This window comes from Solilutibacter pythonis, assembly GCF_003697345.1.
Classification (GTDB): domain Bacteria; phylum Pseudomonadota; class Gammaproteobacteria; order Xanthomonadales; family Xanthomonadaceae; genus Solilutibacter; species Solilutibacter pythonis.
This window is the reverse complement of sequence record NZ_RFLY01000006.1, coordinates 56,349-78,369: the sequence shown is the minus strand read 5'-3', so window position 1 is coordinate 78,369 and position 22,021 is coordinate 56,349. Positions and strand designations below refer to the sequence as shown.

The 22,021-nt window shown below is 67.0% G+C and carries 22 protein-coding genes; 11 read left to right on the top strand and 11 right to left on the bottom strand.

Going from position 1 to position 22,021, the window contains the following annotated elements:
* From rfbA to EBB59_RS05450, 6 genes are all read left to right on the top strand, one after another.
* Complete coding sequence (gene rfbA, locus EBB59_RS05475; protein ID WP_122101139.1) at positions 1-885, top strand: glucose-1-phosphate thymidylyltransferase RfbA; 885 nt, start codon at positions 1-3, stop codon at positions 883-885.
* Positions 882-1,439, top strand: a complete 558-nt coding sequence (rfbC, locus tag EBB59_RS05470; protein WP_122101138.1) for a dTDP-4-dehydrorhamnose 3,5-epimerase — start codon at positions 882-884, stop codon at positions 1,437-1,439. Before rfbA ends, rfbC begins: the two co-directional genes overlap by 4 nt.
* The gene (gene rfbD / locus EBB59_RS05465) at positions 1,436-2,323 is read left to right on the top strand and encodes a dTDP-4-dehydrorhamnose reductase (protein WP_122101137.1); all 888 of its coding nucleotides are present in this window, start codon (positions 1,436-1,438) and stop codon (positions 2,321-2,323) included. Before rfbC ends, rfbD begins: the two co-directional genes overlap by 4 nt.
* Before the next feature lie 36 nt (positions 2,324-2,359).
* Positions 2,360-3,772, top strand: a complete 1,413-nt coding sequence (locus tag EBB59_RS05460) for a mannose-1-phosphate guanylyltransferase/mannose-6-phosphate isomerase (RefSeq protein WP_122101136.1) — start codon at positions 2,360-2,362, stop codon at positions 3,770-3,772.
* Positions 3,773-3,862: 90 nt separating this feature from the next.
* Positions 3,863-4,573: a CoA transferase subunit A gene (locus EBB59_RS05455; protein WP_122101135.1), complete on the top strand. Its 711-nt coding sequence runs from the start codon at positions 3,863-3,865 to the stop codon at positions 4,571-4,573.
* Position 4,574: 1 nt separating this feature from the next.
* Entirely contained in the window at positions 4,575-5,201 is a 627-nt protein-coding gene (locus EBB59_RS05450; protein WP_122101134.1) for a CoA transferase subunit B, read from the top strand.
* A 72-nt stretch (positions 5,202-5,273) separates the two neighbouring features.
* On the opposite strand, the gene EBB59_RS05445 is transcribed toward EBB59_RS05450, so the two are convergent.
* The gene (locus EBB59_RS05445) at positions 5,274-6,899 is read right to left on the bottom strand and encodes an electron transfer flavoprotein-ubiquinone oxidoreductase (RefSeq protein ID WP_122101133.1); all 1,626 of its coding nucleotides are present in this window, start codon (positions 6,897-6,899) and stop codon (positions 5,274-5,276) included.
* Positions 6,900-7,144: 245 nt separating this feature from the next.
* On the opposite strand from EBB59_RS05445, the gene EBB59_RS05440 reads away from it, so the two are divergent.
* On the top strand, positions 7,145-7,714 hold the full coding sequence (locus EBB59_RS05440) for an alpha-ketoglutarate-dependent dioxygenase AlkB family protein (RefSeq protein WP_122101240.1): 570 nt from the start codon (positions 7,145-7,147) through the stop codon (positions 7,712-7,714).
* 3 nt (positions 7,715-7,717) lie between these two features.
* Here EBB59_RS05440 and EBB59_RS05435 read toward each other — a convergent pair whose 3' ends face one another.
* The 4 genes from EBB59_RS05435 to EBB59_RS05420 are packed head-to-tail and all read right to left on the bottom strand — an operon-like array spanning position 7,718 to position 11,238.
* A complete protein-coding gene (locus EBB59_RS05435) occupies positions 7,718-8,335 on the bottom strand; it encodes an ABC-type transport auxiliary lipoprotein family protein (protein WP_122101132.1) in 618 nt (205 codons plus the stop codon).
* A complete protein-coding gene (locus EBB59_RS05430; RefSeq protein ID WP_122101131.1) occupies positions 8,332-9,258 on the bottom strand; it encodes an MlaD family protein in 927 nt (308 codons plus the stop codon). The genes EBB59_RS05435 and EBB59_RS05430 overlap by 4 nt, the downstream gene beginning before the upstream one ends.
* 5 nt (positions 9,259-9,263) lie before the next feature.
* Complete coding sequence (locus EBB59_RS05425) at positions 9,264-10,121, bottom strand: ABC transporter ATP-binding protein (RefSeq protein WP_122101130.1); 858 nt, start codon at positions 10,119-10,121, stop codon at positions 9,264-9,266.
* A gap of 1 nt (position 10,122) precedes the next feature.
* Positions 10,123-11,238, bottom strand: a complete 1,116-nt coding sequence (locus EBB59_RS05420) for an MlaE family ABC transporter permease (RefSeq protein ID WP_122101129.1) — start codon at positions 11,236-11,238, stop codon at positions 10,123-10,125.
* Positions 11,239-11,349: 111 nt separating this feature from the next.
* On the opposite strand from EBB59_RS05420, the gene EBB59_RS05415 reads away from it, so the two are divergent.
* The gene (locus tag EBB59_RS05415; protein WP_122101128.1) at positions 11,350-12,594 is read left to right on the top strand and encodes a threonine/serine exporter family protein; all 1,245 of its coding nucleotides are present in this window, start codon (positions 11,350-11,352) and stop codon (positions 12,592-12,594) included.
* Between the two features lie 70 nt (positions 12,595-12,664).
* Here the strand turns inward: EBB59_RS05415 and EBB59_RS05410 are convergent, their stop codons facing one another.
* From EBB59_RS05410 to EBB59_RS05400, 3 genes are all read right to left on the bottom strand, one after another.
* Entirely contained in the window at positions 12,665-13,033 is a 369-nt protein-coding gene (locus EBB59_RS05410; protein ID WP_245979078.1) for an H-NS histone family protein, read from the bottom strand.
* Positions 13,034-13,167: 134 nt separating this feature from the next.
* On the bottom strand, positions 13,168-14,877 hold the full coding sequence (locus EBB59_RS05405) for a proline--tRNA ligase (protein ID WP_122101126.1): 1,710 nt from the start codon (positions 14,875-14,877) through the stop codon (positions 13,168-13,170).
* 72 nt (positions 14,878-14,949) lie between these two features.
* Complete coding sequence (locus tag EBB59_RS05400; RefSeq protein WP_158601723.1) at positions 14,950-15,339, bottom strand: DUF4124 domain-containing protein; 390 nt, start codon at positions 15,337-15,339, stop codon at positions 14,950-14,952.
* Positions 15,340-15,458: 119 nt separating this feature from the next.
* On the opposite strand from EBB59_RS05400, the gene pssA reads away from it, so the two are divergent.
* From pssA to rimI, 3 genes are read left to right on the top strand one after another with little or no spacing between them, the layout of a single operon-like run.
* Entirely contained in the window at positions 15,459-16,232 is a 774-nt protein-coding gene (pssA, locus tag EBB59_RS05395) for a CDP-diacylglycerol--serine O-phosphatidyltransferase (RefSeq protein WP_122101239.1), read from the top strand.
* Positions 16,229-16,480, top strand: coding sequence for a hypothetical protein (locus EBB59_RS05390; protein ID WP_122101124.1), 252 nt, complete (start codon positions 16,229-16,231; stop codon positions 16,478-16,480). Before pssA ends, EBB59_RS05390 begins: the two co-directional genes overlap by 4 nt.
* A complete protein-coding gene (rimI, locus tag EBB59_RS05385; RefSeq protein ID WP_425451798.1) occupies positions 16,480-16,959 on the top strand; it encodes a ribosomal protein S18-alanine N-acetyltransferase in 480 nt (159 codons plus the stop codon). Before EBB59_RS05390 ends, rimI begins: the two co-directional genes overlap by 1 nt.
* Before the next feature lie 18 nt (positions 16,960-16,977).
* Here rimI and EBB59_RS05380 read toward each other — a convergent pair whose 3' ends face one another.
* The 3 genes from EBB59_RS05380 to EBB59_RS05370 all read right to left on the bottom strand — a co-directional run bounded on the left by EBB59_RS05380 (position 16,978) and on the right by EBB59_RS05370 (position 22,002).
* Positions 16,978-19,932: a valine--tRNA ligase gene (locus tag EBB59_RS05380; RefSeq protein ID WP_122101123.1), complete on the bottom strand. Its 2,955-nt coding sequence runs from the start codon at positions 19,930-19,932 to the stop codon at positions 16,978-16,980.
* Between the two features lie 37 nt (positions 19,933-19,969).
* On the bottom strand, positions 19,970-20,392 hold the full coding sequence (locus EBB59_RS05375) for a DNA polymerase III subunit chi (RefSeq protein WP_122101122.1): 423 nt from the start codon (positions 20,390-20,392) through the stop codon (positions 19,970-19,972).
* A gap of 125 nt (positions 20,393-20,517) precedes the next feature.
* A complete protein-coding gene (locus tag EBB59_RS05370; protein ID WP_122101121.1) occupies positions 20,518-22,002 on the bottom strand; it encodes a leucyl aminopeptidase in 1,485 nt (494 codons plus the stop codon).
* Positions 22,003-22,021 lie beyond the last annotated feature (19 nt).

Sequence of the window (22,021 nt, the reverse complement as noted above, 5' to 3'; positions counted from 1 at the left end):
ATGCAACGCAAGGGCATCATCCTGGCCGGTGGTTCCGGCACCCGCCTCTATCCGATCACCCAGGGCATCAGCAAGCAACTGCTGCCGGTGTACGACAAGCCGATGATCTATTACCCGCTGGGCGTCTTGATGCTGGCGGGCATTCGCGAAGTGTTGATCATCAACACGCCGCACGAGCAGGCGCTGTTCAAGAACCTGCTGGGCGATGGGTCGCAGTGGGGCATGAAGTTCGAATATGCGGCGCAGCCGAGCCCGGACGGGCTGGCGCAGGCCTTCACCATCGGGGCCGAGTTCCTAGACGGCGCGCCAAGTTGCTTGGTGTTGGGCGACAACATCTTCCACGGCCCGGGCCTGACCGCGATGCTCAAGCGCGCCGATGCGCGTGGCGAGGGCGCGACGGTCTTCGGCTATTGGGTGCAGGACCCGGAGCGCTACGGCGTGGCCGAATTCGATGCCGAGGGCAAGGTCGTCGGCCTGGAGGAGAAACCGGCCAACCCGCGTTCCCATTACGCTGTGACCGGCCTGTACTTCTACGATGGCCGCGCGCCGGAATTCGCCGCCGCACTCAAGCCGTCCGCGCGTGGAGAGCTGGAAATCACCGATCTCAACAAGGTCTATCTGGAAGCGGGCGCGTTGCACCTGGAGCAGTTGGGACGCGGATATGCCTGGCTCGACACCGGCACGCACGGCTCGCTGCTCGAAGCGGCCAACTACATCGAGACCATCGAGAAGCGGCAGGGGTTGCGGGTGTGCTGCCCGGAGGAAGTCGCCTATATCAATGGCTGGATCGACGTGGCCCAGCTTGAAGCCCTGGCCAGACCTTTGGCCAAGAATGGTTATGGCCGCTATCTGCTGGACTTGCCCGAGCGGGGCCATGTGCCATGAAAATCATCGAAACCGGGCTTCCGGGCTGCTTGATCGTCGAGCCGCGGGTGTTTGGCGATGCGCGCGGCTTTTTCTACGAATCCTTCAATGCCGACAAGCTGGCCGAACACGGCCTCGATCTCCATTTCAAGCAGGGAAACGTATCGGCATCGGCCATGGGCGTGCTGCGCGGTCTGCACTACCAGTGGCCGAAACCGCAGGGCAAGTTGGTTTCCGTGGCGCAGGGTGAGGTGTGGGACGTGGCGGTCGATATCCGCCACGGGTCGCCGACGTTCGGCAAGTGGACGGCCGTGGTGTTGAGTGCCGAAAACAAGCGCCATTTCTGGATTCCGGAAGGCTTCGCCCACGGCTTCGTGGTGTTGAGTGAAAGCGCCTTGTTCACCTATCTCTGCACCGAAACCTACGACGCCGCGGCCGATGCCAGCCTCGCCTGGAACGATGCCGATCTCGCCATCGATTGGCCGGTTTCCTCGCCGATCCTGTCTCCGAAGGATGCCGCCGCGCCATTTCTGGCGGACATTCCCGCCGAAAGGCTGCCGATGTATCCACGATGAGGATCCTGCTGCTGGGAGCGAACGGGCAGGTCGGCACGGAGTGTCGGCGTGCGCTGGCGCCGCTGGGCGAGGTCGTCGCGGCCACCCGCACGGGTGAATTGGGCGAGGTTGCCGACTTCGATCGCCCCGAAACGCTGGCCGCGTTGATCGAGCGCGCCGCGCCGGAGGTCGTGGTGAACGCCGCCGCCTATACCGCCGTGGACAAGGCCGAGGACGAGCGCGCGGCCGCGTTCCGCGTCAATGCCGAGGCGCCGCGCGTTATCGCCGATGCCTGCGCGAAACGCGGTGCATATCTCGTTCACTATTCGACCGATTACGTGTTCGATGGGCAGGGCGAGCGAGCGTATCGTCCCGCCGACGCCACCGCGCCGCTGGGCGTGTACGGGCAAAGCAAACTGGCCGGCGAAGAGGCGGTTCGCGCGAGTGGTTGCGCGCACGCCATCCTGCGTACCGCGTGGGTCTATGCCCATCATGGAAGGAACTTCCTGCTGACCATGCTGCGCCTTGCCGGTGAGCGCGAGGAACTGCGCGTGGTCGCCGACCAACATGGCACGCCGACGCCGGCGGCGTTGATTGCCGATGTCACGGCGAAGATCGTCGCCGCGCCCGCGCGGGACAACGGTACCTGGCATCTGACGCCGGAGGGCGTCACCACCTGGCATGGGTTCGCCGAAGCGATCATCGACGCAGCGCATCGACGCGGCCTGATCACGCGCAAGCCGCGGGTCTTGCCGATCGCCAGCGCCGAGTTTCCCACCCCGGCCCGGCGTCCCGCTTATTCGGTGCTGGATACGCGAACACTTCGCGATGACTGGCGGCTGACTCTGCCCGATTGGCGCGAAGGGTTGGATGGGGTACTCGACGCGCTCGCCGTAACGCGATGAAGTAGGCTGGCGACCCACCCGATCCAGCGTCGAACCATGATTCATCCCGTGATCCTCAGCGGCGGCAGCGGCACCCGCCTGTGGCCGCGTTCGCGCAGCAACACGCCCAAGCAGTTCCTGCCGCTGGTGGGCGATGACACGTTGTTCCAGGCGACCGCGCGCCGGGTCGCGGTATTGAGGGATACCACCGCGGTACTCACCGTTTGCGCGGAGGATCACCGCTTCATGGTCGGCGAGCAGTTGCAGGCAATCGGTCTGGCCAGTGGCGGCATTCTGCTGGAGCCGGTCGCACGCAACACGGCGCCGGCCATCGCGCTGGCGGCGCTGCATGTCCTCGCCGTCGATCCCGACGGCGTGCTGCTGGTCTTGCCGGCCGACCATCTGATCCGCGATGAGCCGGCTTTCCACGCCGCGGTGCGGGCCGGGTTGCCGCGTGCGATCGGTGGGGCGCTGGTGACTTTCGGCATCCGGCCGGAATACGCCGAAACCGGCTATGGCTACATCCGCATCGGCGAATCGCTGGGAAGCGGGGTGCATGCCATCGACGCCTTCGTCGAGAAACCCGATGCCGAGCGTGCGCGGGGCTATCTCGCCGGCGGCGATTATTTGTGGAATTCCGGCATGTTCCTGTTCCGCGCCGATGCCTATCTGGCCGCGCTGGCCGCGCATGCGCCGGCCATTCTCGATGCCGCCCGCGAGGCGTATGCGCGGGCGAAGCGGGACCTCGACTTCATTCGCGTCGATGCCGAAGCCTTCGCGCGAAGCCCCAGCGATTCGATCGACTACGCGGTGATGGAGCGGGCGGCCGATGCCGCCGTGGTGCCGGTCGATTGCGGTTGGAGCGACGTCGGCAGCTGGTCGTCGCTGTGGAGCGTCGGCGCGCGCGATGCCGATGGCAACGTGCAACTGGGAGACACGCTTGCCTTCGATACCCGCGACAGTTACCTGCAAGCCGCCGATGACCGGTTGGTCGCCGCGCTCGGGGTGCGCGATTTGATCGTGGTCGATACCGCCGATGCGGTACTGGTCGCGCATCGCGACCGCGTGCAGGACGTCAAGAAACTGGTCGACCGGCTGAAGGCCGAGGGTCGCACCGAGCATCTGCATCATCGCAAGGTCTATCGGCCGTGGGGCAGCTACGACTCCCTGTCGGTGGGCGAGGGCTTCCAGGTCAAGCGCATCGTGGTGAAGCCCGGCGCGGCGCTGAGCCTGCAACGCCATCGCCATCGCGCCGAGCACTGGGTGGTGGTCTCGGGGCGCGCCGAAGTGACCTGCGACGAGCGCGTGTTCGAATTGCGGGCGAACCAGAGCACCTACATTCCGCAGGGCAGCGTGCATCGCCTGCGCAACGCCAGCGACGAGCCGGTCGAGTTGATCGAAGTGCAGTCCGGCGGCTACCTGGGCGAGGACGACATCGAGCGGCTGGAGGATGTCTACGGCCGAAGCTGATCGCCGTCCCCTGTACTTTCGGCCAGGGCATCCGGCCGGGTCGCCGCCGCGCGATACACTGGCCGCTTTCACAGGCAATGGTGCGTATCGATGAGTCGAAACAAACTGCAACCCGATGCCCGGACGGCGCTGGCCGACATCGTCGCCGATGGACAGACGCTGGCGGTCGGCGGCTTCGGCCTCTGCGGCATCCCCGAGGCGTTGATCGCCGCGTTGCGCGATTCCGGCGTGAAGAATCTCACCGTCATCTCCAACAACGCGGGCGTGGATGGCTTCGGCCTCGGCGTGCTGCTGGAGACCCGGCAGGTCGGCAAGATGATTTCGTCCTACGTGGGCGAGAACAAGGAGTTCGAGCGCCAGTTCCTGGCGGGCGAGTTGGCGCTGGAATTCAACCCGCAAGGCACGCTGGCCGAGCGCCTGCGCGCCGGTGGCGCGGGCATTCCGGCCTTCTTCACCGCCACCGGCTACGGCACGGTGGTGGCCGAAGGCAAGGAAACCCGCGAGTTCGATGGCCAGCATTACGTGATGGAAACCGCGCTCAAGGCCGATGTCTCGCTGGTCAAGGCGTGGAAGGCCGACAAGGCCGGCAATCTGGTGTTCAAGAAGACGGCGCGTAACTTCAACCCGGTTTGCGCGATGGCGGGCCGGATTTGCGTGGCGGAGGTGGAGGAGCTGGTCGAAATCGGTCAGATCGACCCCGACCAGGTGCATCTGCCGGGCATCCACGTCGACCGCATCGTGGTGAACGAAACCCCGGAGAAACGTATCGAACAACGCACCGTGCGGCAGGAGGGCAACTGAGATGGCTTGGACCCGTGACGAAATGGCCAAACGCGCCGCGCAGGAGCTCGGCGATGGCGCTTACGTGAACCTCGGCATCGGCCTGCCGACGCTGGTGGCGAACTACATCCCCGAGGGCATGGAGGTCTGGCTGCAAAGCGAAAACGGCCTGCTCGGCATCGGCCCGTTCCCGACCGAGGACGAGGTCGACGCCGATCTCATCAATGCCGGTAAGCAGACCGTGACCACGATGCCGGGGGCCAGTTTCTTCGGCAGCCACGACTCCTTCGCCATGATCCGCGGCGGTCACATCGACCTGGCCATCCTGGGCGCGATGGAAGTTACCGACAAGGGCGACCTGGCCAACTGGATGGTGCCCGGCAAGATGGTCAAGGGCATGGGCGGCGCGATGGACCTGGTGGCCGGCGTCAAGCGCGTGGTGGTGCTGATGGAGCATGTCACCAAGAACGGCAGCCCGAAGATCCTGCCCGAGTGCACGCTGCCGTTGACCGGGCTTGGCGTGGTCGATCGCATCATCACCGAGCTGGGCGTGTTCGACGTGACGCCGGAAGGGCTGAAGATCGCCGAGTTGGCGCCGGGCGTCAGTGCGGAGGAGGCGGGGGAGAAGACCGGGGTGCCGTTGCGCTGATCGAAGCCGCATTGCCCGCTCGATGGAAAACGCCGCCCGCGGGCGGCGTTTTCGTTTGCCTGCCGACGGACTTCAGAGATTCTGGTAGTTCGGCCCCGAGCCGCCCTCGGGCGTCACCCAGTCGATGATCTGGTAGGGGTCCTTGATGTCGCAGGTCTTGCAGTGCACGCAGTTGGCGGCGTTGATCTGGAGGCGTTTGCCGTGCGGTTGGCTGGCGTCCTCGACCATTTCGTACACCGCGGCCGGGCAGAAGCGCGTGCAGGGGTTGTCGTACTCCTCGACGCAGGTGGTGGCGCAGACGCTGGTGTCGGCGACCTTGAGGTGCACCGGCTGGTCTTCGTCGTGCGAGGTGGAGGCGTAGAACACACCCTGCAAGCGGTCGCGCGGCGGCAGGGTGCGTGGCACGTAATCGCGCTCGGGCTGGGCGCGGCCGAGTTTTTCGGTGGCGGCGTAATCGGCGCTCTGCTTGAGCGTCCAGGGCGAGGCGCCGCCGGTCACGGTTTCCCAGGCGGCATTCAGCATGCCGAGCCACAGCCCCTTTTTGAAGCCTGGCTTGATGTTGCGCACCTTGCGCAATTCGGCCATCACCTCGGAGTCGCGCAGCCTGGCATCGAAGCCCTCCGTCACGAGTTGGTTGGCGAAGAGATGCTCGGCCGCCAACATGCCCGACCTGATCGCCTGATGGGTGCCCTTGATCTTCGGCACGTTGAGCAGGCCCGCGCCGTCGCCGATCAAGAGCGCGCCCGGCATCTCCACCTTCGGCAGGGACTGCCAGCCGCCGGTGACGATCGCGCGCGCGCCGGCGGAAACGATCTGCCCGCCTTCCAGCAAAGGGGCGATCAATGGATGCGCCTTCCATTGTTGGAAGGCTTCCCACGGTTTGTATTCGGGGTCTCGATAGTCCAGGCCGCTGACATAGCCCAGCGCCACGCGTCCCCCCTCCAGGTGGTAGAGGAAGCTGCCGCCGTAGGTGTGGTCGTCGGCCGGCCAGCCCAGCGTGTGCACGATCTTGCCGGGGCTGACACGCGCTTCAGGCACCTGCCACAGCTCCTTGATGCCGATGGAATAACTCTGCGGATCGCACTCGGCATCCAGCCCGAAGCGCTTGATGAGCTGCTTGGTCAGCGAACCGCGCGCGCCTTCGGCCAGTACCGTGACCCTGGCGTGGATGTCGATGCCCGGTGTGTAGCTCGGCTTGGGCGCGCCGTCCTTCGCGACACCCATGTCGCCGATGCGTACGCCGATCACCTTGCCGTCGTCGTCGTGCAGGGTGTCGGCCGCGGCGAAGCCCGGAAACACTTCCACGCCGAGCGCTTCGGCTTGCGGCGCCAGCCACGCGCACAGCGCGCCCAGCGAGACGATGAAGTTGCCGGTGTTGTGCATGCCCGGCGGCAACGGCAGTCGGCGCTGGCCGGCGCGGCCGAGCATCCAGAATTCGTCTTCCTTCGCCGGCACGCAGATCGGAGGCGGATTGTCGCGCCAGCCGGGCAGCAATGCGTCGAGGGGTTGAGGCTCGATCACCGCGCCGGAGAGGATGTGCGCGCCGACGGTCGCGCCTTTCTCGATCACGCAGACCGAGAGGTCCGGGGCGAGCTGCTTCAGCCGGATGGCGAAGGCAAGGCCGGCGGGGCCGGCGCCGACGGTGACGACGTCGTACTCCATCACGTCGCGTTCGATTTCTGGCTGGATGTTGTTCATCGTGGCTCCTGGTGGGGAGAATCCGTCCCGCTGTCCCGTGCGGGCGCGAGGCCGATCTGACCGGCCCGGGCCGACATCGACATTCTCGGCGACGCGTTTCTCGGTTCGTGGCCGGGCGCGGCCTGTACCGCGCGCCGCATTCGTACCTGGCCCCGGACGCGCGCGAGCGCGTCTGGCATTGGGATGGATTCCTGAGCGAATTGTCGATGTTTGCGCCGCGCCCGGCAAATCGGGACGATGCGGGGATGCGCGCATTTTCGCTCCCCTGCATCGACCATCGTCCTGGCTGGCTGCCGGAGGCGGTCGCGGCCAACCTGTTCGCCCAATTGCGAGTCGGCGTGCCGTGGGAAACCCACCACATACGGATGTTCGGGCGCACGCTGGCAGCGCCGCGTCTGTCCTGCTGGATCGGCGATCCAGGCGCGGTCTATCGCTATTGCGGCAACCGTTTCGAGCCGAGGCCGTGGCCGCCGGCGGTGGCCCGCCTGCGCGAGGCGCTGGAGGCCGAGCTGGGGGCCGGTTTCAACAGCGTTCTTGCCAATCTCTATCGCGATGGCCGCGATGCGATGGGCTGGCACCGCGACGACGAGCCGGAACTGGGCGATGCGCCGCTGATCGCCTCCCTGAGCCTGGGCGCGACACGGCGCTTCCTGCTGAAGGCGGAGGCGGGCGGCCGCCATGCGATCGACCTCGCCGCCGGCGACCTGCTGTTGATGCACGGCGAGAGCCAGCGGCGGTATCGCCATGCGCTGCCGAGGACGGCGAAGCCGGTCGGGCCACGGATCAACCTGACCTTTCGCCGTATCCTGCGCTGAGGCTCAGCGCGCCTCGTCCATGGCCCGCAGCGACCAGCCGGAAACCTCTTTCGCCACTTGCGACAGGGCTTGCTCGAAGGCTCGTGATACGTCCGCCACCTCGACGCCCGCCGCTGGCGTGCTGGCACGAAACACGCGATGTCCGGCCACCTGGTTGCGGTCGTTGCGGATCAGGCTGGCGGACACTTCCACCACCGCGGTTGGTTTGTCGCCGCCGGCGTAATCGGCATCGAAACGGCGGATGTCGAGCGCGAGATTGAAATCGCCGGCGATGCCGCCGCCGCGTCGCGCCACGCCGTTGAGCTTGCCGCTGTCCTCCAGCAGGTGGATGACCGCGTCTTGCAGCATGTCCGGCGCTGGCTGCACCCAGCTCGCGCCACGGTAGACCTGGGCCTCGCCCGGGGTCGGCCGGACGACGATCCGGTTGCTGTCGGTCAGGCGGTCGGCGCTGGGGCGCATCACGACCAGTTGCGCCCCGGCGCGCGGCCAGGCCGGATCGGGCACGGCGGAAATCCGTGGCGAATACAAAGTGATTTCACTTTTCTTGGGCACGATGCCGCAACCGGCCAGCGCGGCCAGGGCGAGGAGGAGCGCGAACGTGCGCGGGGCGATGTGGTTCATTTCGGGCTGAACTCCTTGGGCTGCTCGCGCGAGAGCAGGTAGCCGGCGGGATTGTCGTCGAGGCGGTCGCTGATCCGGCGCAGGTCGCGCATCAGCGCGCGCAATTCGGCCAGCGTCGGCGCTATCTGTTGCAGGCCGTCGCGGGTGAACTGGCCGATTGGCGCGCGGTTTTCCGCCACCAGCGAATTGGCGTTCTCTCCGGCCGACTGGAACGAGGCGATGGCGTGGTCGAGTTTGTCCATCGTCGCCGGCAGCTTGGCGATCACTTCGCGGTCGACCTTGGTCAGTGCGCGGTTGGTGGTGTCGAGCGTCTTGCGCAGGTCCTCGCTTGCCATGCGCGCGTTGACCAGCAGTTGGCGGATGTCCTCGCGCTGGCTGCCGATGGCGTCGGTGGTGGCGCGCAGGTTTTCCAGGGTGTCGGAGATGCGTTGGATGTTCTCCTCACTAAGCGCCTTGTCCAGCCGCGCCACCAGCTTGTTGGCGGTATCGGAAATGTTCTGCAAGGCGGACGGTTCGGTCTGGATCACGGGCATGTCGTTGCGGTGATCGGGACGCAGCAGAGGGGTGTCCGGGCTGCCGCCGGTGAGCTGGATGAAGGGGCTGCCGGTCAGGCCGGCCATCGACATCTTGGCGCGGGTGTCCACTTTCACCGGGGCATCGTTCTTCAGCTTGAGGATGGCTTCCACCCGGCGGGGGTCGCGTGGATCGAGCGAGAGTTTCTCCACCGTGCCGACCGAAATGCCGTTGTACTGCACACCGCTGCCTTCGCTGAGGCCGGTGACCGGCTCGTTGAAGATCACCTGGTAGCGTTGCCAGCTGGCATCCGAGGAGTACTTCGCCGCCCATAGCGCGAAGCCGAGCAGGAAGGCGGTGATGAGGATGGTGAAACTGCCTATCAGGACGTAATTGGCCTTGGTTTCCATCGCGTTTATTCCGTGGTGATGCGTTGCCGCAGGGCCGCGCGCTCGCCGATTGCCGCGGCCTGCGCCGCGCGCGCGCGCGGGCCGTGGAAGTATTCCCGTACCCAGGGGTGGTCGAATTTCTCCACCTCGGGCAGGGGGGCGTTGACGATCACTTTTTTCTCCGCCAGTACCGCCACCCGGTCGCAGATGGTGTAGAGCGTATCGAGGTCGTGGGTAATCAGGAACACGCTCAAGCCGAGCGCTTCGCACAGCGTGCGCAGCAGCTCGTCGAAGGCGGCGGCGCCGATGGGATCGAGCCCGGCGGTGGGTTCGTCGAGAAACAGCAGCGGCGGGTCGAGCGCTAGCGCGCGGGCCAGGCCGGCACGCTTGCGCATGCCGCCGGAGAGTTGCGAGGGCAGCTTGTCCATGGCCTCGGCGGAGAGGCCGGACAGCTTCACTTTCAATAGCGCTAGTTCGTAGCGGAGGTCGTCGCCCAGCGCCGGGTAGTGTTCCTTGATCGGCACTTCCACGTTCTCGCCGACGCTCAGCGAGGAAAACAGCGCGCCGTCCTGGAACAGCACGCCGGTATTGCGCTCGACCGCGAGACGGTCGGCGATGTTGTCGGATAGCGCGTCGATGCCCATGACCTTGATCTCGCCCGCGTCGGGTCGGCGCAGGCCGATGATGCTGCGCATCAGCACCGATTTGCCGGTGCCCGAGCCGCCGACCACGCCGAGGATCTCGCCGCGGCGCACGTCGAGGTCGAGCCCGTCGTGCACGGTCTGGCTGCCGAAGCGGTTGACCAGGCCGCGCACGCGGATGATGCTGTCGCCGCCATCATCGGCGGTGGTCTGTGCGCGGTGGGGGCGTCCGGCTTCTTCCATCTCACCAGCCCATGTGCATGAACCAGATCGCGGCGAGCGCGTCGAGCACGATCACCAGCGAGATCGTCTGCACCACGCTGGAGGTGGTGCGCTCGCCGACCGACTGCGCCGTGCCCTTGACTTGCAGACCCTCCAGGCAGCCGATCAGTCCGATCACCAGCGCGAACGCCGGCGCCTTCGACATGCCGACCCAGAAATCGCCGATGTCGATGGTTTCCTGTATCCGCGCCAGATAGGCCGGCGGCGGGATGTCCAGGCTGAAGGCGCCGACCGACAGGCCACCGATCAGCCCGGCCACCATGGCCAGGAAGGTGAGCAGCGGCAGCATGATGATGAGCGCCAGCACGCGCGGGATCACCAGCAGGTCGACCGGGTCGAGGCCGAGGGTGCGGATCGCATCGACCTCCTCGCGGCTGACCATCGCGCCGATCTGCGCGGTGAAGGCGCTGGCGGTGCGTCCGGCCAGCAGGATCGCGGTCAGCAGCACGGCGAATTCGCGTAGGAAGGCGATGTTGACCAGATCGACGACGAGGATCGTCGCGCCGAAGTCCCTGAGGATGTTCGCGCCGAGGAAGGCCAGCACCGCGCCGACCAGGAAGGTGAGCAGCAGCACCAGCGGCACCGCGTCCAGGCCGACCTGTTCCATGTGGTGGACCACGCTGGTGACGCGCAGGCGGCGCGGCTCCCTGAAGAGGCGCAGGGTCTTGACGATGCACTCGCCGAAGAAGCTCGCCAGCGCGACGATCTCCCGCCAGTTGCCGGCCACCGCGTAGCCCAGCCGGCCGAGCGCGGCGCGGAAGCCGAGGTCGCGCGTGTGTTTCGGGCGGTCCTGGCCGACATCGACGATCGCTTCCACCAGTGCGTGGTGGTCGGGGCGGAAGGCGAACTGGTCGCGTCCCATGCCGTGATCGAGGGCGAAGTGCTGGAGTTGCAGCACGCCGAGCGAATCGAGGGCGTCCACATTGCGCGCGTCGATGCGCTTGATGGCGCCGTCCGCTTTGGCGAGCGCGTGGGCGATCGACGTCGCTTGCGCCAGCGTCCATTGGCCGCGCAGGCGCAGCTCGCCGCTGGCGGCGTCGAATTCGGCAACGGGCGCGGGGTTGAGGGAGGCGGTCATCAGTGGGTTCCGTGTCCGCGCATGTTATCGGCTCCGGGCGCTCACGGTGTTGACGCGGAACCGACTTTCGCGGGGGATGGAGCGGCGAGGCTTCCGTGTCATGCTTTCCGCATGTCGCCCAACTCCCTGTCCAGCGCGCCGTGGCCGGCGCGCGTCGCCTTCATCACCGAACTGGCGGAACGCCTGCATGCCTACGGCACCACCGCGCAGCGGCTGGAAGGTGCGCTGCTGGCGGTTTCCTCCAGGCTGTCGGTGGAGTGCGAGCCATGGATCAACCCGACCGGGATGATCCTGACCTTCCGTGACCCCGACGACCCGAACACCAACGACATCACCCGGGTGATTCGCTTGCCGCCGGGCGACACCGACCTCTGCCGTCTAGTGCGCGTCGACCGTATCGCCGAGGACGTGCTGACCGGGCGGATCGGCATCATCAAGGGACATGCCGAACTGGAGCGGCTCGACCGCGTTCCGACCCGGCGCTGGCAACTGATGCAGGTGCTCGCCTTCAGCATGGTGGCCGGTGGCGTGGCCATGCTGCTCAGAATGCCGTGGCTGGATGTCGCCACCGCCACTTTCGCCGGTTTGTGCATTGGCCTGCTCGACTACGCGGTTTCGCGCCAGCCGTTGTTGCGGGAATCGATGGAAGCGCTGGCGGCGATGTTGGCGGCGACGCTGGCGGTGCTGGTGGCCGGTTTGATCGCGCCGCTCAATCTCAATACCGTGATCATCGCCTCGGTGATCGTCCTGCTGCCCGGCATGGCGCTGACCAATGCGATCAACGAATTGACCAGCCAACACCTGGTGGCCGGCACGGCGCGTTTCGCCGGCGCGGTCAGCACGATATTGAAGCTCACCATCGGCACGATGATCGCGCTCACGATGGCGGAATGGAGTGGGCTGGAGCCGATGGTTCTCTTTAGCCGCCCGCAGCCGTTCTGGGTGGAGGGGCTGGGGCTGCTGGTCAGCTGTTACGCCTTTGCGGTGGCGTTTCGCGCCAGCCGTCGGGATTATCCGCTGGTGATGTGCGCGGCCGCCGCGGGGTATCTGATTTCGCGCCTGGCCGGAGAGGCCATGGGCAGCGCCGTCGGGGTTTTCCTGAGCGCGCTTGGCCTGACCGTCGCCGGCAACCTGTATGCGCGTTTCAGCAATCGCCCGGGGGCGCTGATCCGGGTGCCGGGGATCATCCTGCTGGTGCCGGGCAGCGTGAGTTTCCGCGGATTGATGACCCTGATGCAGCAACAGGACATGAGTGCCGGCCAGGCGGCGTTGATGGCGGTGCTGAACATTCTGCTGGCGCTGATCGCGGGATTGATGTTCGGCAATCTGCTGGCGCCGCCGCGGCGCAACCTCTGAGCGCCCGCCAGGTGCCACACAAACGGAAAGCGCCGGTTTCCCGGCGCTTTCGAAGTATCGCGGAAACCGCTCAACCCTTGTTGATCAGAAATTCCTCGACCTGACGGCCGGTGGCCACGTAGGCGGCCAGCCAGCGTGGCTGCTTGCCGCGGCCGGTCCAGGTTTCCTGGGCGTTGGCCGGGTTGCGGTACTTCGGCTCCACCTTGGCGGTCGCCTTGCGCGGGGCCTTGCTGGCGGCCTTGCGGGCGCGAGTGGTCTTGGGCGTGTTGCCGACACTGCCGAACAAGTCTTCGAAAGTGTAACCGGAGGTCCGCACGATCTTGTTGATCGAGGCGCGAACCTGGTTGATCGGCTTGCGCTTGGCCAGCACTTTCTTGCGCTTCTGCGCCTGACTGATCAGGTCGGCGAGTTCCTTGCTGTTTAGATTGGTGATATCCACGACGTTCTCCGGGTTACGTTCTTGTCTGCCATCCCTGTCCATTGGCAGGCATCTTGCCTGGCGCGCATGATAATGCGGAGATAATCGAGAGTAAACACCTGAATAATTGCGGATTCGATATTCGGCGATTTCGTTCAGCTGTGGAGCCGGGTCAGCAGGGTTTCCCGGTCGAGGGTTTCCGGCTCGCCGGCGTCGCGCCGGCGATACTCGAAGGTGGCGGCGGCGAGCCCGCGCTCCGATACCACCACCCGGTGCGGGATGCCGATCAGCTCGATGTCGGCGAACATCGCGCCGGGGCGCAGGCCACGGTCGTCGAGCACGGTATCGATGCCGGCGGCGTTCAAATCGCGGTACAGCGCCTCGGCCGCCTCGGCGACTTCGGGGTTGTTTTTCGGGTTGATCAGGCAGATCGCGGCTTGCCAGGGCGCCATCGCCGCCGGCCAGCGGATGCCGGCCTCGTCGTGGCTTTGCTCGATGGCCGCGGCGACGATTCGTGAAACGCCGATGCCATAACAGCCCATCAGCGGGTTCACCGGTTTGCCGCCGGCATCCAGCACGGTGCAGGCCATCGCCTTGGAATACCTGTCGCCGAGCGCGAATACATGGCCGACCTCGATGCCGCGGGCGATGCCAAGCCTGCCGCGCCCGTCGGGCGATGGGTCGTGCTCGACCACGTTGCGGATATCGGCGGTTTCCGGCTCCGGCAGGTCGCGGCCCCAGTTGACGCCGGCGAGGTGGAAGCCGTCCTGGTTGGCGCCGACCACGAAATCGGCCATTGCCGCCACACCGCGATCGGCGATGACGCGGATGGGTTTGGCCGGATCCAGCGGGCCGAGAAAACCGGGCGTGGCGCCCAGGTGGTCGCGGATTTCGTGCTCGTTGGCCAGGCGGTAGTCGGCCAGGCCCGGCAACTTGGACAGCTTGATTTCGTTGACGGCGTGGTCGCCGCGCACCAGCGCCAGCACGAATTGCGGGTTGCCCTCGGCGTCTTCCCCCATCATCGCCACCGATTTGACGGTGCGATCGAGCGCGACATCCAGCAAGGCGGCGACGTCCTCGCAGGTTTTCTGCGTCGGGGTGTCGATCCTGCGCATGCTTTCGGTGGCGGTGGGCCGCTCGCCGGGCGAGACGGCTTCGGCCAGTTCCACGTTGGCGGCGTAATCGGAGGCATCGGAAAACGCGATGGCATCCTCGCCGGAATCGGCCAGTACGTGGAATTCGTGGGAGGCCGAACCGCCGATGGCGCCGGTATCGGCGAAGACCGCGCGGAACTTCAGGCCCAGCCGGGTGAATATCCGCGAATAGGCTTGGTACATGTTGCGGTATTCGGCTTGCAGCGAGGCTTCATCCAGGTGGAAGGAGTAGGCGTCCTTCATCAGGAATTCGCGCGCGCGCATCACGCCGAAGCGCGGGCGTATCTCGTCGCGGAACTTGGTCTGGATCTGGAAGAAATTGACCGGCAGCTGCTTGTAGCTGGACAGCTCGTGGCGGGCGAAATCGGTGATCACTTCCTCGGCGGTCGGCGCATAGCAGTAACCGGCTTCCTTGCGATCTTCTATTTTCAGCAGTTGGCCGCCGAATTTCTGCCAGCGCCCGGTTTCCTCCCACAGCTCGCGCGGCTGGATGGTCGGCATCAGGGTTTCGATGGCGCCGGCGCGGGTCATTTCCTCGCGCACGATGTTTTCCACCTTGCGCAGCACGCGCAGGCCCAGCGGCGACCAGGTATAGAGGCCGGCGGCCAGCTTGCGGATCATGCCGGCCTTGAGCATCAGCTTGTGGCTGACGATCTCGGCCTCGGCCGGGGTTTCCTTCTCGGTATGCAGGTGGAATTGCGACAGGCGCATGGCAAAACTCGCGGGTCGATACAGCCCCGCATTTTGCCATGCGACAGGCGCGCGCAGCGCTGTTTGGCCGGTTTACTTCTTCGGCGTGCAGTTGGTGTCGATGATGGTCTGCGCAAGCCTGGTCTGGGCGGCGCGTTCCTCGTCGTCGAGCACGCGGCTGGATTTGCCCTCGCCGTCGCTTTTCATCTGCACCGGGGTGCCGCTTTTGAGGATGGCGAGGTTGGCGCGCGCCTGGCGGCATTGCTCGGTTTCCGGCGCGGCCGGTTCTTCTTTCGCCATAGGTGCCGGGGCCGGTGCGCCGGCGCCGCGCACGCTGTAATCGCCGCTCTTGGGCGGGGTGCCGGAATAGTGTGTCCGGCCTTGCGAATCGCGCCACTGGTAGACCTTTTCCTGGGCCAGCCCGGTGGTGACGCAAAGAAGAGTGAGGGTGCAGGTCGCGACGAGGAGGAAGACGGGGCGCATGGTGGTTTTCCAGAAGAACTTGCCGCATTGCATCACCGGGGCTGGCCGGCCGCAAGTCGTCCCTGGCGGCGCTGGCCGGTGAAATGGCCGGCGGCAGGCCCTACACTGCCCGGATGTCGATGGATGAAACTCCCGCCCAGCCACCGCGCCGTCCCACGCGCGCGGTCTATCTGCTGCCCAATCTGTTCACCACCGGTGGCCTGTTCGCCGGGTTTTACGCGATCATCGCCGCCGGGCAGGGCAAGTTCGAACATGCCTGCGTGGCGATCTTCATCGCCGCCCTGCTCGATGGCGTGGACGGGCGCGTCGCCCGCCTCACCAATACTCAGAGCGAGTTCGGCGTGCAGTACGACTCGTTGGCCGACTTGATCAGTTTCGGCATGGCGCCAGCGCTGTTGATGTACCACTGGGCGCTGCGCTACATGCACGTCGATGGCACGACGGCGGGCAAACTGGGCTGGCTGGCCGCCTTCCTTTACGCCGCTTGCGCCGCCCTGCGGCTGGCGCGCTTCAACAGCCAGGTCAGCGTGGTCGACAAGCGTTGGTTCGTCGGCCTGGCGAGCCCGGCGGCGGCGGCGGTGATGGCGAGCTTCGTCTGGACCATGCACGACTACGCCCTCGAAGGCGCGGCTCTGCGCTATCCGGCGCTGGCCGTCACGGTGGTCGCGGCGTTGTTGATGGTGAGCAACATCCGCTATACCAGTTTCAAGGGGCGTCGCAGCGGGCCGCAGGGCGAGCGGGTGCCGTTCTTCGTGCTGCTGATCGTGGTGGCGGCCTTGATCGCGTTGGCGCTGTATCCGCCGGAAACCCTGCTGGCGGTGTTCGTGCTCTATGCGATGTCGGGGCCGGTGATGTCGCTGTCGCGGCGGCGCAAGGCGACGGAGCCGGCATGAATTGGGATGCCTTGCAGCGCGAGGCGTTGGCCGAGCTTGGTCATGTCCTGCTGCAATCGCACGTCCCCGGCAGCGAGCCGCCCCCGCCGCCCGACCCGCGCGTGCTGGCGATGCTGGCGAAGGCGCTGGGCATCGTCCCGGAGGCGCTGGCCGAGGCGGGCGTCGCCCTGCCCGCGCTGGAGCGGCTGCGCGATCCGGCGGTGAAGCGCGCGCTCTGGCCGCGCCTGCGCGGTTTGCGGGGCCGGTAGTGAGCGCCCTGCCCGAGGCCGCGGCGCCGTTGCTGCGACGGATGCGCGAGAGCGACCTGGACGCGGTGATGGCGATCGAGCTGCGCGCCTATCCGTGGCCCTGGACGCGCGGTAATTTCCGGGACTGCCTGCGCGCGGGTTATCCGATGTGGGTGCTGGAAGACGAAGCGGCTGGTCGGGTGACGGGCTACGCGGTGTTGAGCGTGCAGGCCGGCGAGGCGCATCTGCTCAATCTCTGCATCGATCCCGATTGGCAATCGCGCGGGCAGGGCAGGCGATTGCTGCGCGCGATGTGCGCGGTGGTGCGTCAACAGGCGGCCGTGCGCGTCTTCCTGGAGGTGCGTCCCTCGAATGCGCATGCGATCGCCCTCTATCACGGCGAGGGCTTCAACGAGATCGGCCGCCGCCCGCGCTATTACCCGGCCGCGGCCGGCGCGCGCGAGGATGCGCTGGTGATGGCGATGGAACTCCTGGACTAGCCGCCGAGGCGGCGCGCGTCAGCCGAGCCGTGCCCGCTGCGCGGTCAACGCCTTGTGCTGCGCGCTCCACTCGGCCAGCCGTGCGCGTTCCTGCGCCACCACCGCCGCCGGGGCGTTGGCGACGAAGGTTTCGCTGGCCAGCTTGTTCCGCGATTTGCCCAGTTCGCCGGCCACGCGCTTGAGCTCCTTGTCGATGCGGGCGCGTTCGGCATCCAGATCGACCAGCCCTTGCAGCGGCACGAACAGGTCGAGTTCGCCGACGCGGGCGGCGGCGGCGGCCGGTGGTTCGCCGGTGATCGGCTCGATGCGCTCGATGCGCGCCAGGAAGCGCAGGGCGGCGTCGAAACGGGTCAGGCGCGCATGTTCGCGCTCGCCGCCGCCGCGCGCCAGCAGTGCGATTTGCCTGCCCGGTGGCACGCCCAGTTCGCTGCGCACGCGCCGCAGCGCGCTGACCATGGCTTTCAGCCATTCGATGTCGGCATCGGCTTCGGCGTAGGCGGCGACATCGAGTTCGCCGGCGCGGGGGTAGGCGCGCAACATGATGGTGTCGCCGGCGATGCCGAGTTTCGGCGCGACCTGCCGCCAGAGCGTCTCGGTCACGAACGGGATCAGCGGATGCAGCAGCGCCAGCAGGCGCTCCAGCACGTACAGCAAGGTGTGGCGGGTGGACGCGGCGGCGGCTTCGTCATCGCCGTTCAAGGCCGGCTTGGAGAGTTCCAGGAACCAGTCGCAGAACTGGTTCCAGGCGAATTCGTACAAGGTTTGCGCGAGCAGGTCGAAGCGATAGGTTGCGAAATGTTCCGAGGCTTCGGCGGCGGTCTTGTCGAGCTGGGACAGGATCCACTTCTCGGCATCGCCGCGCGGCTGCGGCGCGCCCGAGGCGCTGAAGCCTTCGCTGTTCATCAGCACGAAGCGGGTGGCGTTCCACAGCTTGTTGCAGAAATTCTTGTAGCCCTCGGCGCGGGCGAGGTCGAATTTGACGTCGCGGCCGGGGCCGGCCAGCGCGGTCATGGTGAAGCGCAGCGCATCCGCGCCGTGCGCGGCGATGCCTTCGGGAAACTCCCGACGGGTGGCCTGCTCGATCTTCGGCGCGTCCTGCGGTTTCATGAGGCCGGTGGTGCGCTTGGCGACGAGGTTGTCGGCGCTGATACCGTCGATGATGTCGAGCGGGTCGAGCACGTTGCCCTTCGATTTCGACATCTTCTGGCCGTTACGGTCGCGCACCAGGCCGGTGATGTAGACATCGCGGAATGGCACGCGGCCGGTCAGCCGGTCGGTCATCATGATCATCCGCGCCACCCAGAAGAAGATGATGTCGAAGCCCGTGACCAGCACGTTGCTGGGGACGTGGGCTTCGAAGCCGCGCTCGGCCATGCGTCGTTCGTTGGGCCAGCCCTGGGTGGAGAAGGGCCACAGCGCGGAGGAGAACCAGGTCTCCAGCACGTCCGGGTCCTGGCGCAGGGCGGTGTCGCCCAGGCCGTGTTTCTCGCGCACTTCGTCCTCGCTGCGGCCGACGTAGCTGCGGCCGGCCTCGTCGAACCAGGCCGGGATGCGGTGGCCCCACCAGAGCTGGCGGCTGATCGTCCAGTCCTGGATGTTCTCCATCCAGTGGCGGTAGGTGTTGATCCAGTTGGCGGGGACGAACTTGACCTCGCCCGATTGCGCCAGCGCCATGCCGCGCTCGGCCATGCCGTCCATCTTCACGAACCACTGGTCGGTGAGGAAGGGTTCGATCACCGCGCCGGAGCGGTCGCCGAAGGGCTGCATGATCTTCTTCGCCTCGACCAGCGGCTGGCCCTCGGCATCGGTGACGGCCAGCCCTTCCCCGGTGATCGCGGCGACCACTTGCCGGCGCGCTTCCAGCCGGTCGAGGCCGCGCAGCGCTTCCGGCACCAGGTTGATCGCGGCGACGTCGCCGGCCTCGCGCTCGCCGCGGGTGATCGCGCCGGCCAGCTTGGCGCTCTCCTCGTAGGCGAGGCCGTCTTCGCGCATGCACGCCTTGCCGTCCATCAGCGCGTATAGCGGGATGCCGTGGCGCGTGGCGACCTGGTAGTCGTTGAAGTCGTGCGCGCCGGTGATCTTGACCGCGCCGGAACCGAAATCCGGGTCGGGATACGGGTCGGCGATGATCGGGATCAAACGGCGGTGCGCTTTCGGGCCGACCGGGATTTCGCACAGCTTGCCGACGATCGGCGCGTAGCGCGGGTCATCCGGGTGCACCGCCACCGCGCCGTCGCCCAGCATGGTTTCCGGGCGGGTGGTGGCGATGGCGATGTAGTCGCGGGTTTCGCGCAGCGTGACCTGGCCATCGGCGTCGCGCTCGACGTATTCGTAGGTCTCGCCGCCGGCCAGCGGGTATTTGAAATGCCACATGTGGCCAGGCACTTCGGTGTTCTCGACTTCCAGGTCGGAGATGGCGGTATCCAGCACCGGGTCCCAGTTGACCAGGCGTTGGCCGCGATAGATCAGACCCGCTTCGTGCAAGCGCACGAAGGCCTCGGTGACGGCCTCGGCGGCCATCGGGTCCATGGTGAAGACGCTGCGCGACCAGTCGCCGGAGGCGCCGAGCCGGCGCATCTGCCGCTCGATGACGTCGCCGGAATGCGCTTTCCACTCCCATACTTTCTCGATGAATTTCTCGCGACCCAGCGAATCGCGGGTGTCGCCCTTGCCTTCGATGGCCAGGTTGCGGCTCACCACCATCTCGGTGGCGATGCCGGCATGGTCGCTGCCCATCTGCCACAGGGTGCGGTAGCCGCGCATGCGGTGGTAGCGCACCAGCGCGTCCATCAGGGTGTGCTGGAAGGCGTGACCCATGTGCAGGGTGCCGGTGACATTGGGCGGCGGCAGCACGATGGTGTAGGCCGGGCCATCGCCCCGCGGCGCGAACACGCCGGATTGCTCCCACTTCTCGTACAGGCGGGTTTCGATGTCGGCGGGGAGGTAGCTGGGGGCGAGGGTCGTCGTGGTCATGGCGATGGAATGGGAGGCGGTGCCGGGCGGGCCGGCGTTACATGTCGTGTTTCTTGACGTCGAGTCCGCGCGCCTGGTACTGGCGCCAGCGTTCGCGTAGCGGGCCGCGGGCGGCCGGGTCGGCGGGCACCACTTCCAGCACGCGTTCGAAGGGGCCTTCGGCCGGGGCGTCGCGCAGGTTGATGACGAGCGGCCGCATCGGCGCGTCGGTGTCCGGCGCGGCAATCAGGATCGGGGCGAGTTCTTCTTCGTCGTCGAGTCCGGCGATCTGGTGCGGCAGGTAGGCATCGGGGTCGAACGACCATAGCAGGTCGTCGAGCGCTTCGGCCTGGGCCATGTCGCGGGCCAGGATCAGGGTAGCGAAGCCGGCCTCGTGCGACTTGCGCGCGAGTTCGCAGACCAGCTTCAGCGGTTCGTCGCGGAAACGGGGCCTGGCAATGAGGTAGAAGTCGGCGCGCATCCGGCGGCCCTACCTGCCCGGGGCGGGTAGCGGCATTCCGCGGCCCGCCGCGCCGGCCGCGTTCGACGCCGCCGGGTGAAAGGCGTGGCGGCGCGCCGGGGCGTCGCGGCGGGCGGCCGGATGGATCATCGGGCGGCGCCGCGATCCGACAGCCACTGGCTCAGCAACCCGACCGGGCGGCCGGTCGCCATGCCCATCTTGCCTTCGTCGCTGGCGCTGCCGGCGATGTCCAGGTGCGCCCAGCGCTGGCCTTCGGCGAAGCGCGAGAGGAAGCAACCGGCGGTGATCGCCCCGGCCCAGCGGCCGCCGATGTTGTAGATGTCGGCGAACTGGGAGTCGAGCATGGGTTGGTATTCGTCCCACAGCGGCAGTTGCCAGGCGCGGTCGAACACGGTTTCGCCCGCGCCGATCAGCTCGCGGGCCAGGTCGTCGTGCTTGGTCATCACGCCGGTGGCGTATTTGCCGAGCGCGACCATGCAGGCGCCGGTCAGCGTGGCGACATCGACCAGCGCCTCGGGCTCGAACTTCTGCGCCCAGGTCAGCGCGTCGCACAGGATCAGCCGGCCCTCGGCATCGGTGTTGCCGACTTCGATCGTCTTGCCGGACATGCTGGTGATGACGTCGCTCGGGCGGTAGCTGTTGCCGTCGGGCATGTTCTCCACGCCGACTGCGATGCAGACGAGGTTGATCGGCAACGCCATGCCGACGGCGGCGACGAAGGTGCCCATCACCGTGGCGGCGCCGCACATGTCGTACTTCATTTCCTCGATGCCGCCCTGGGTCTTGAGGTTGATGCCGCCGGTGTCGAAGGTGATGCCCTTGCCGACCAGCACGTAGGGCTTGGCCTCGCCCCCGTTGTTCCACTTCAGCGCGACGATGCGCGGGCGGTTGGCCGAGCCGCGCGCGACCGCCAGCAGCGAGCCCATGCCGAGCGCTTCCATTTCCGCATCGCCCAGCACCTCGCATTCGGCCTTGTCGAACTTGGCGGCGAACGCTTCGCCCTGCGCGGCGAGATAGGCCGGGTTGCAGACGTTCGGGGGCAGGTTGCCCAGCTCGCGGGCGAAGGCGACGCCGGCGGCGATGGCCTGGCCCTGCGCCAGCGCGGCGCCGTCCTCGCCCGTGATCTCGAACTTCTCCAACCCCTTGTCCTCGCGCTTCTTGTTGTTCGCGCCGAGGGTGGCGGTGTAGCGGTACATGGCGTGATCGGCGGCGATCGCGGCCTGGCGGATGTTCCAAGCGCGGTCGCGGCCCTTCACTTCCAGTTCGGAAAGGGTGAAAAGTGCGCTATGGACGTTGCCGGTCTTCAACGCGCGCGCGGCGTCGGCCGCCGCCTTCAGGTATTGCGGCACGCCGAACTTGGCCTTGTCGCCCAGGCCGATCACCAGGACGCGCGGCGCGGTGACGCCGGGCAGGTCGTGCAGCAGCACGGTCTTGCCGGGTTTGCCGCCGATGTCGCCACGCTCGGCCAAGGCCCTCAGGCGGCCGGCCGAGGCGGCATCGATGGCCTCGGCGGCCGGGGTGAGCGACTGGTCGGCAAACAGGCCGACCACGACGCAATCGAGGGCAGCCTGGGCGGCGGCGCTGGTGTTCAGGGCGAATTCGAGGGCCATCAACGAGATTCCAATCAGC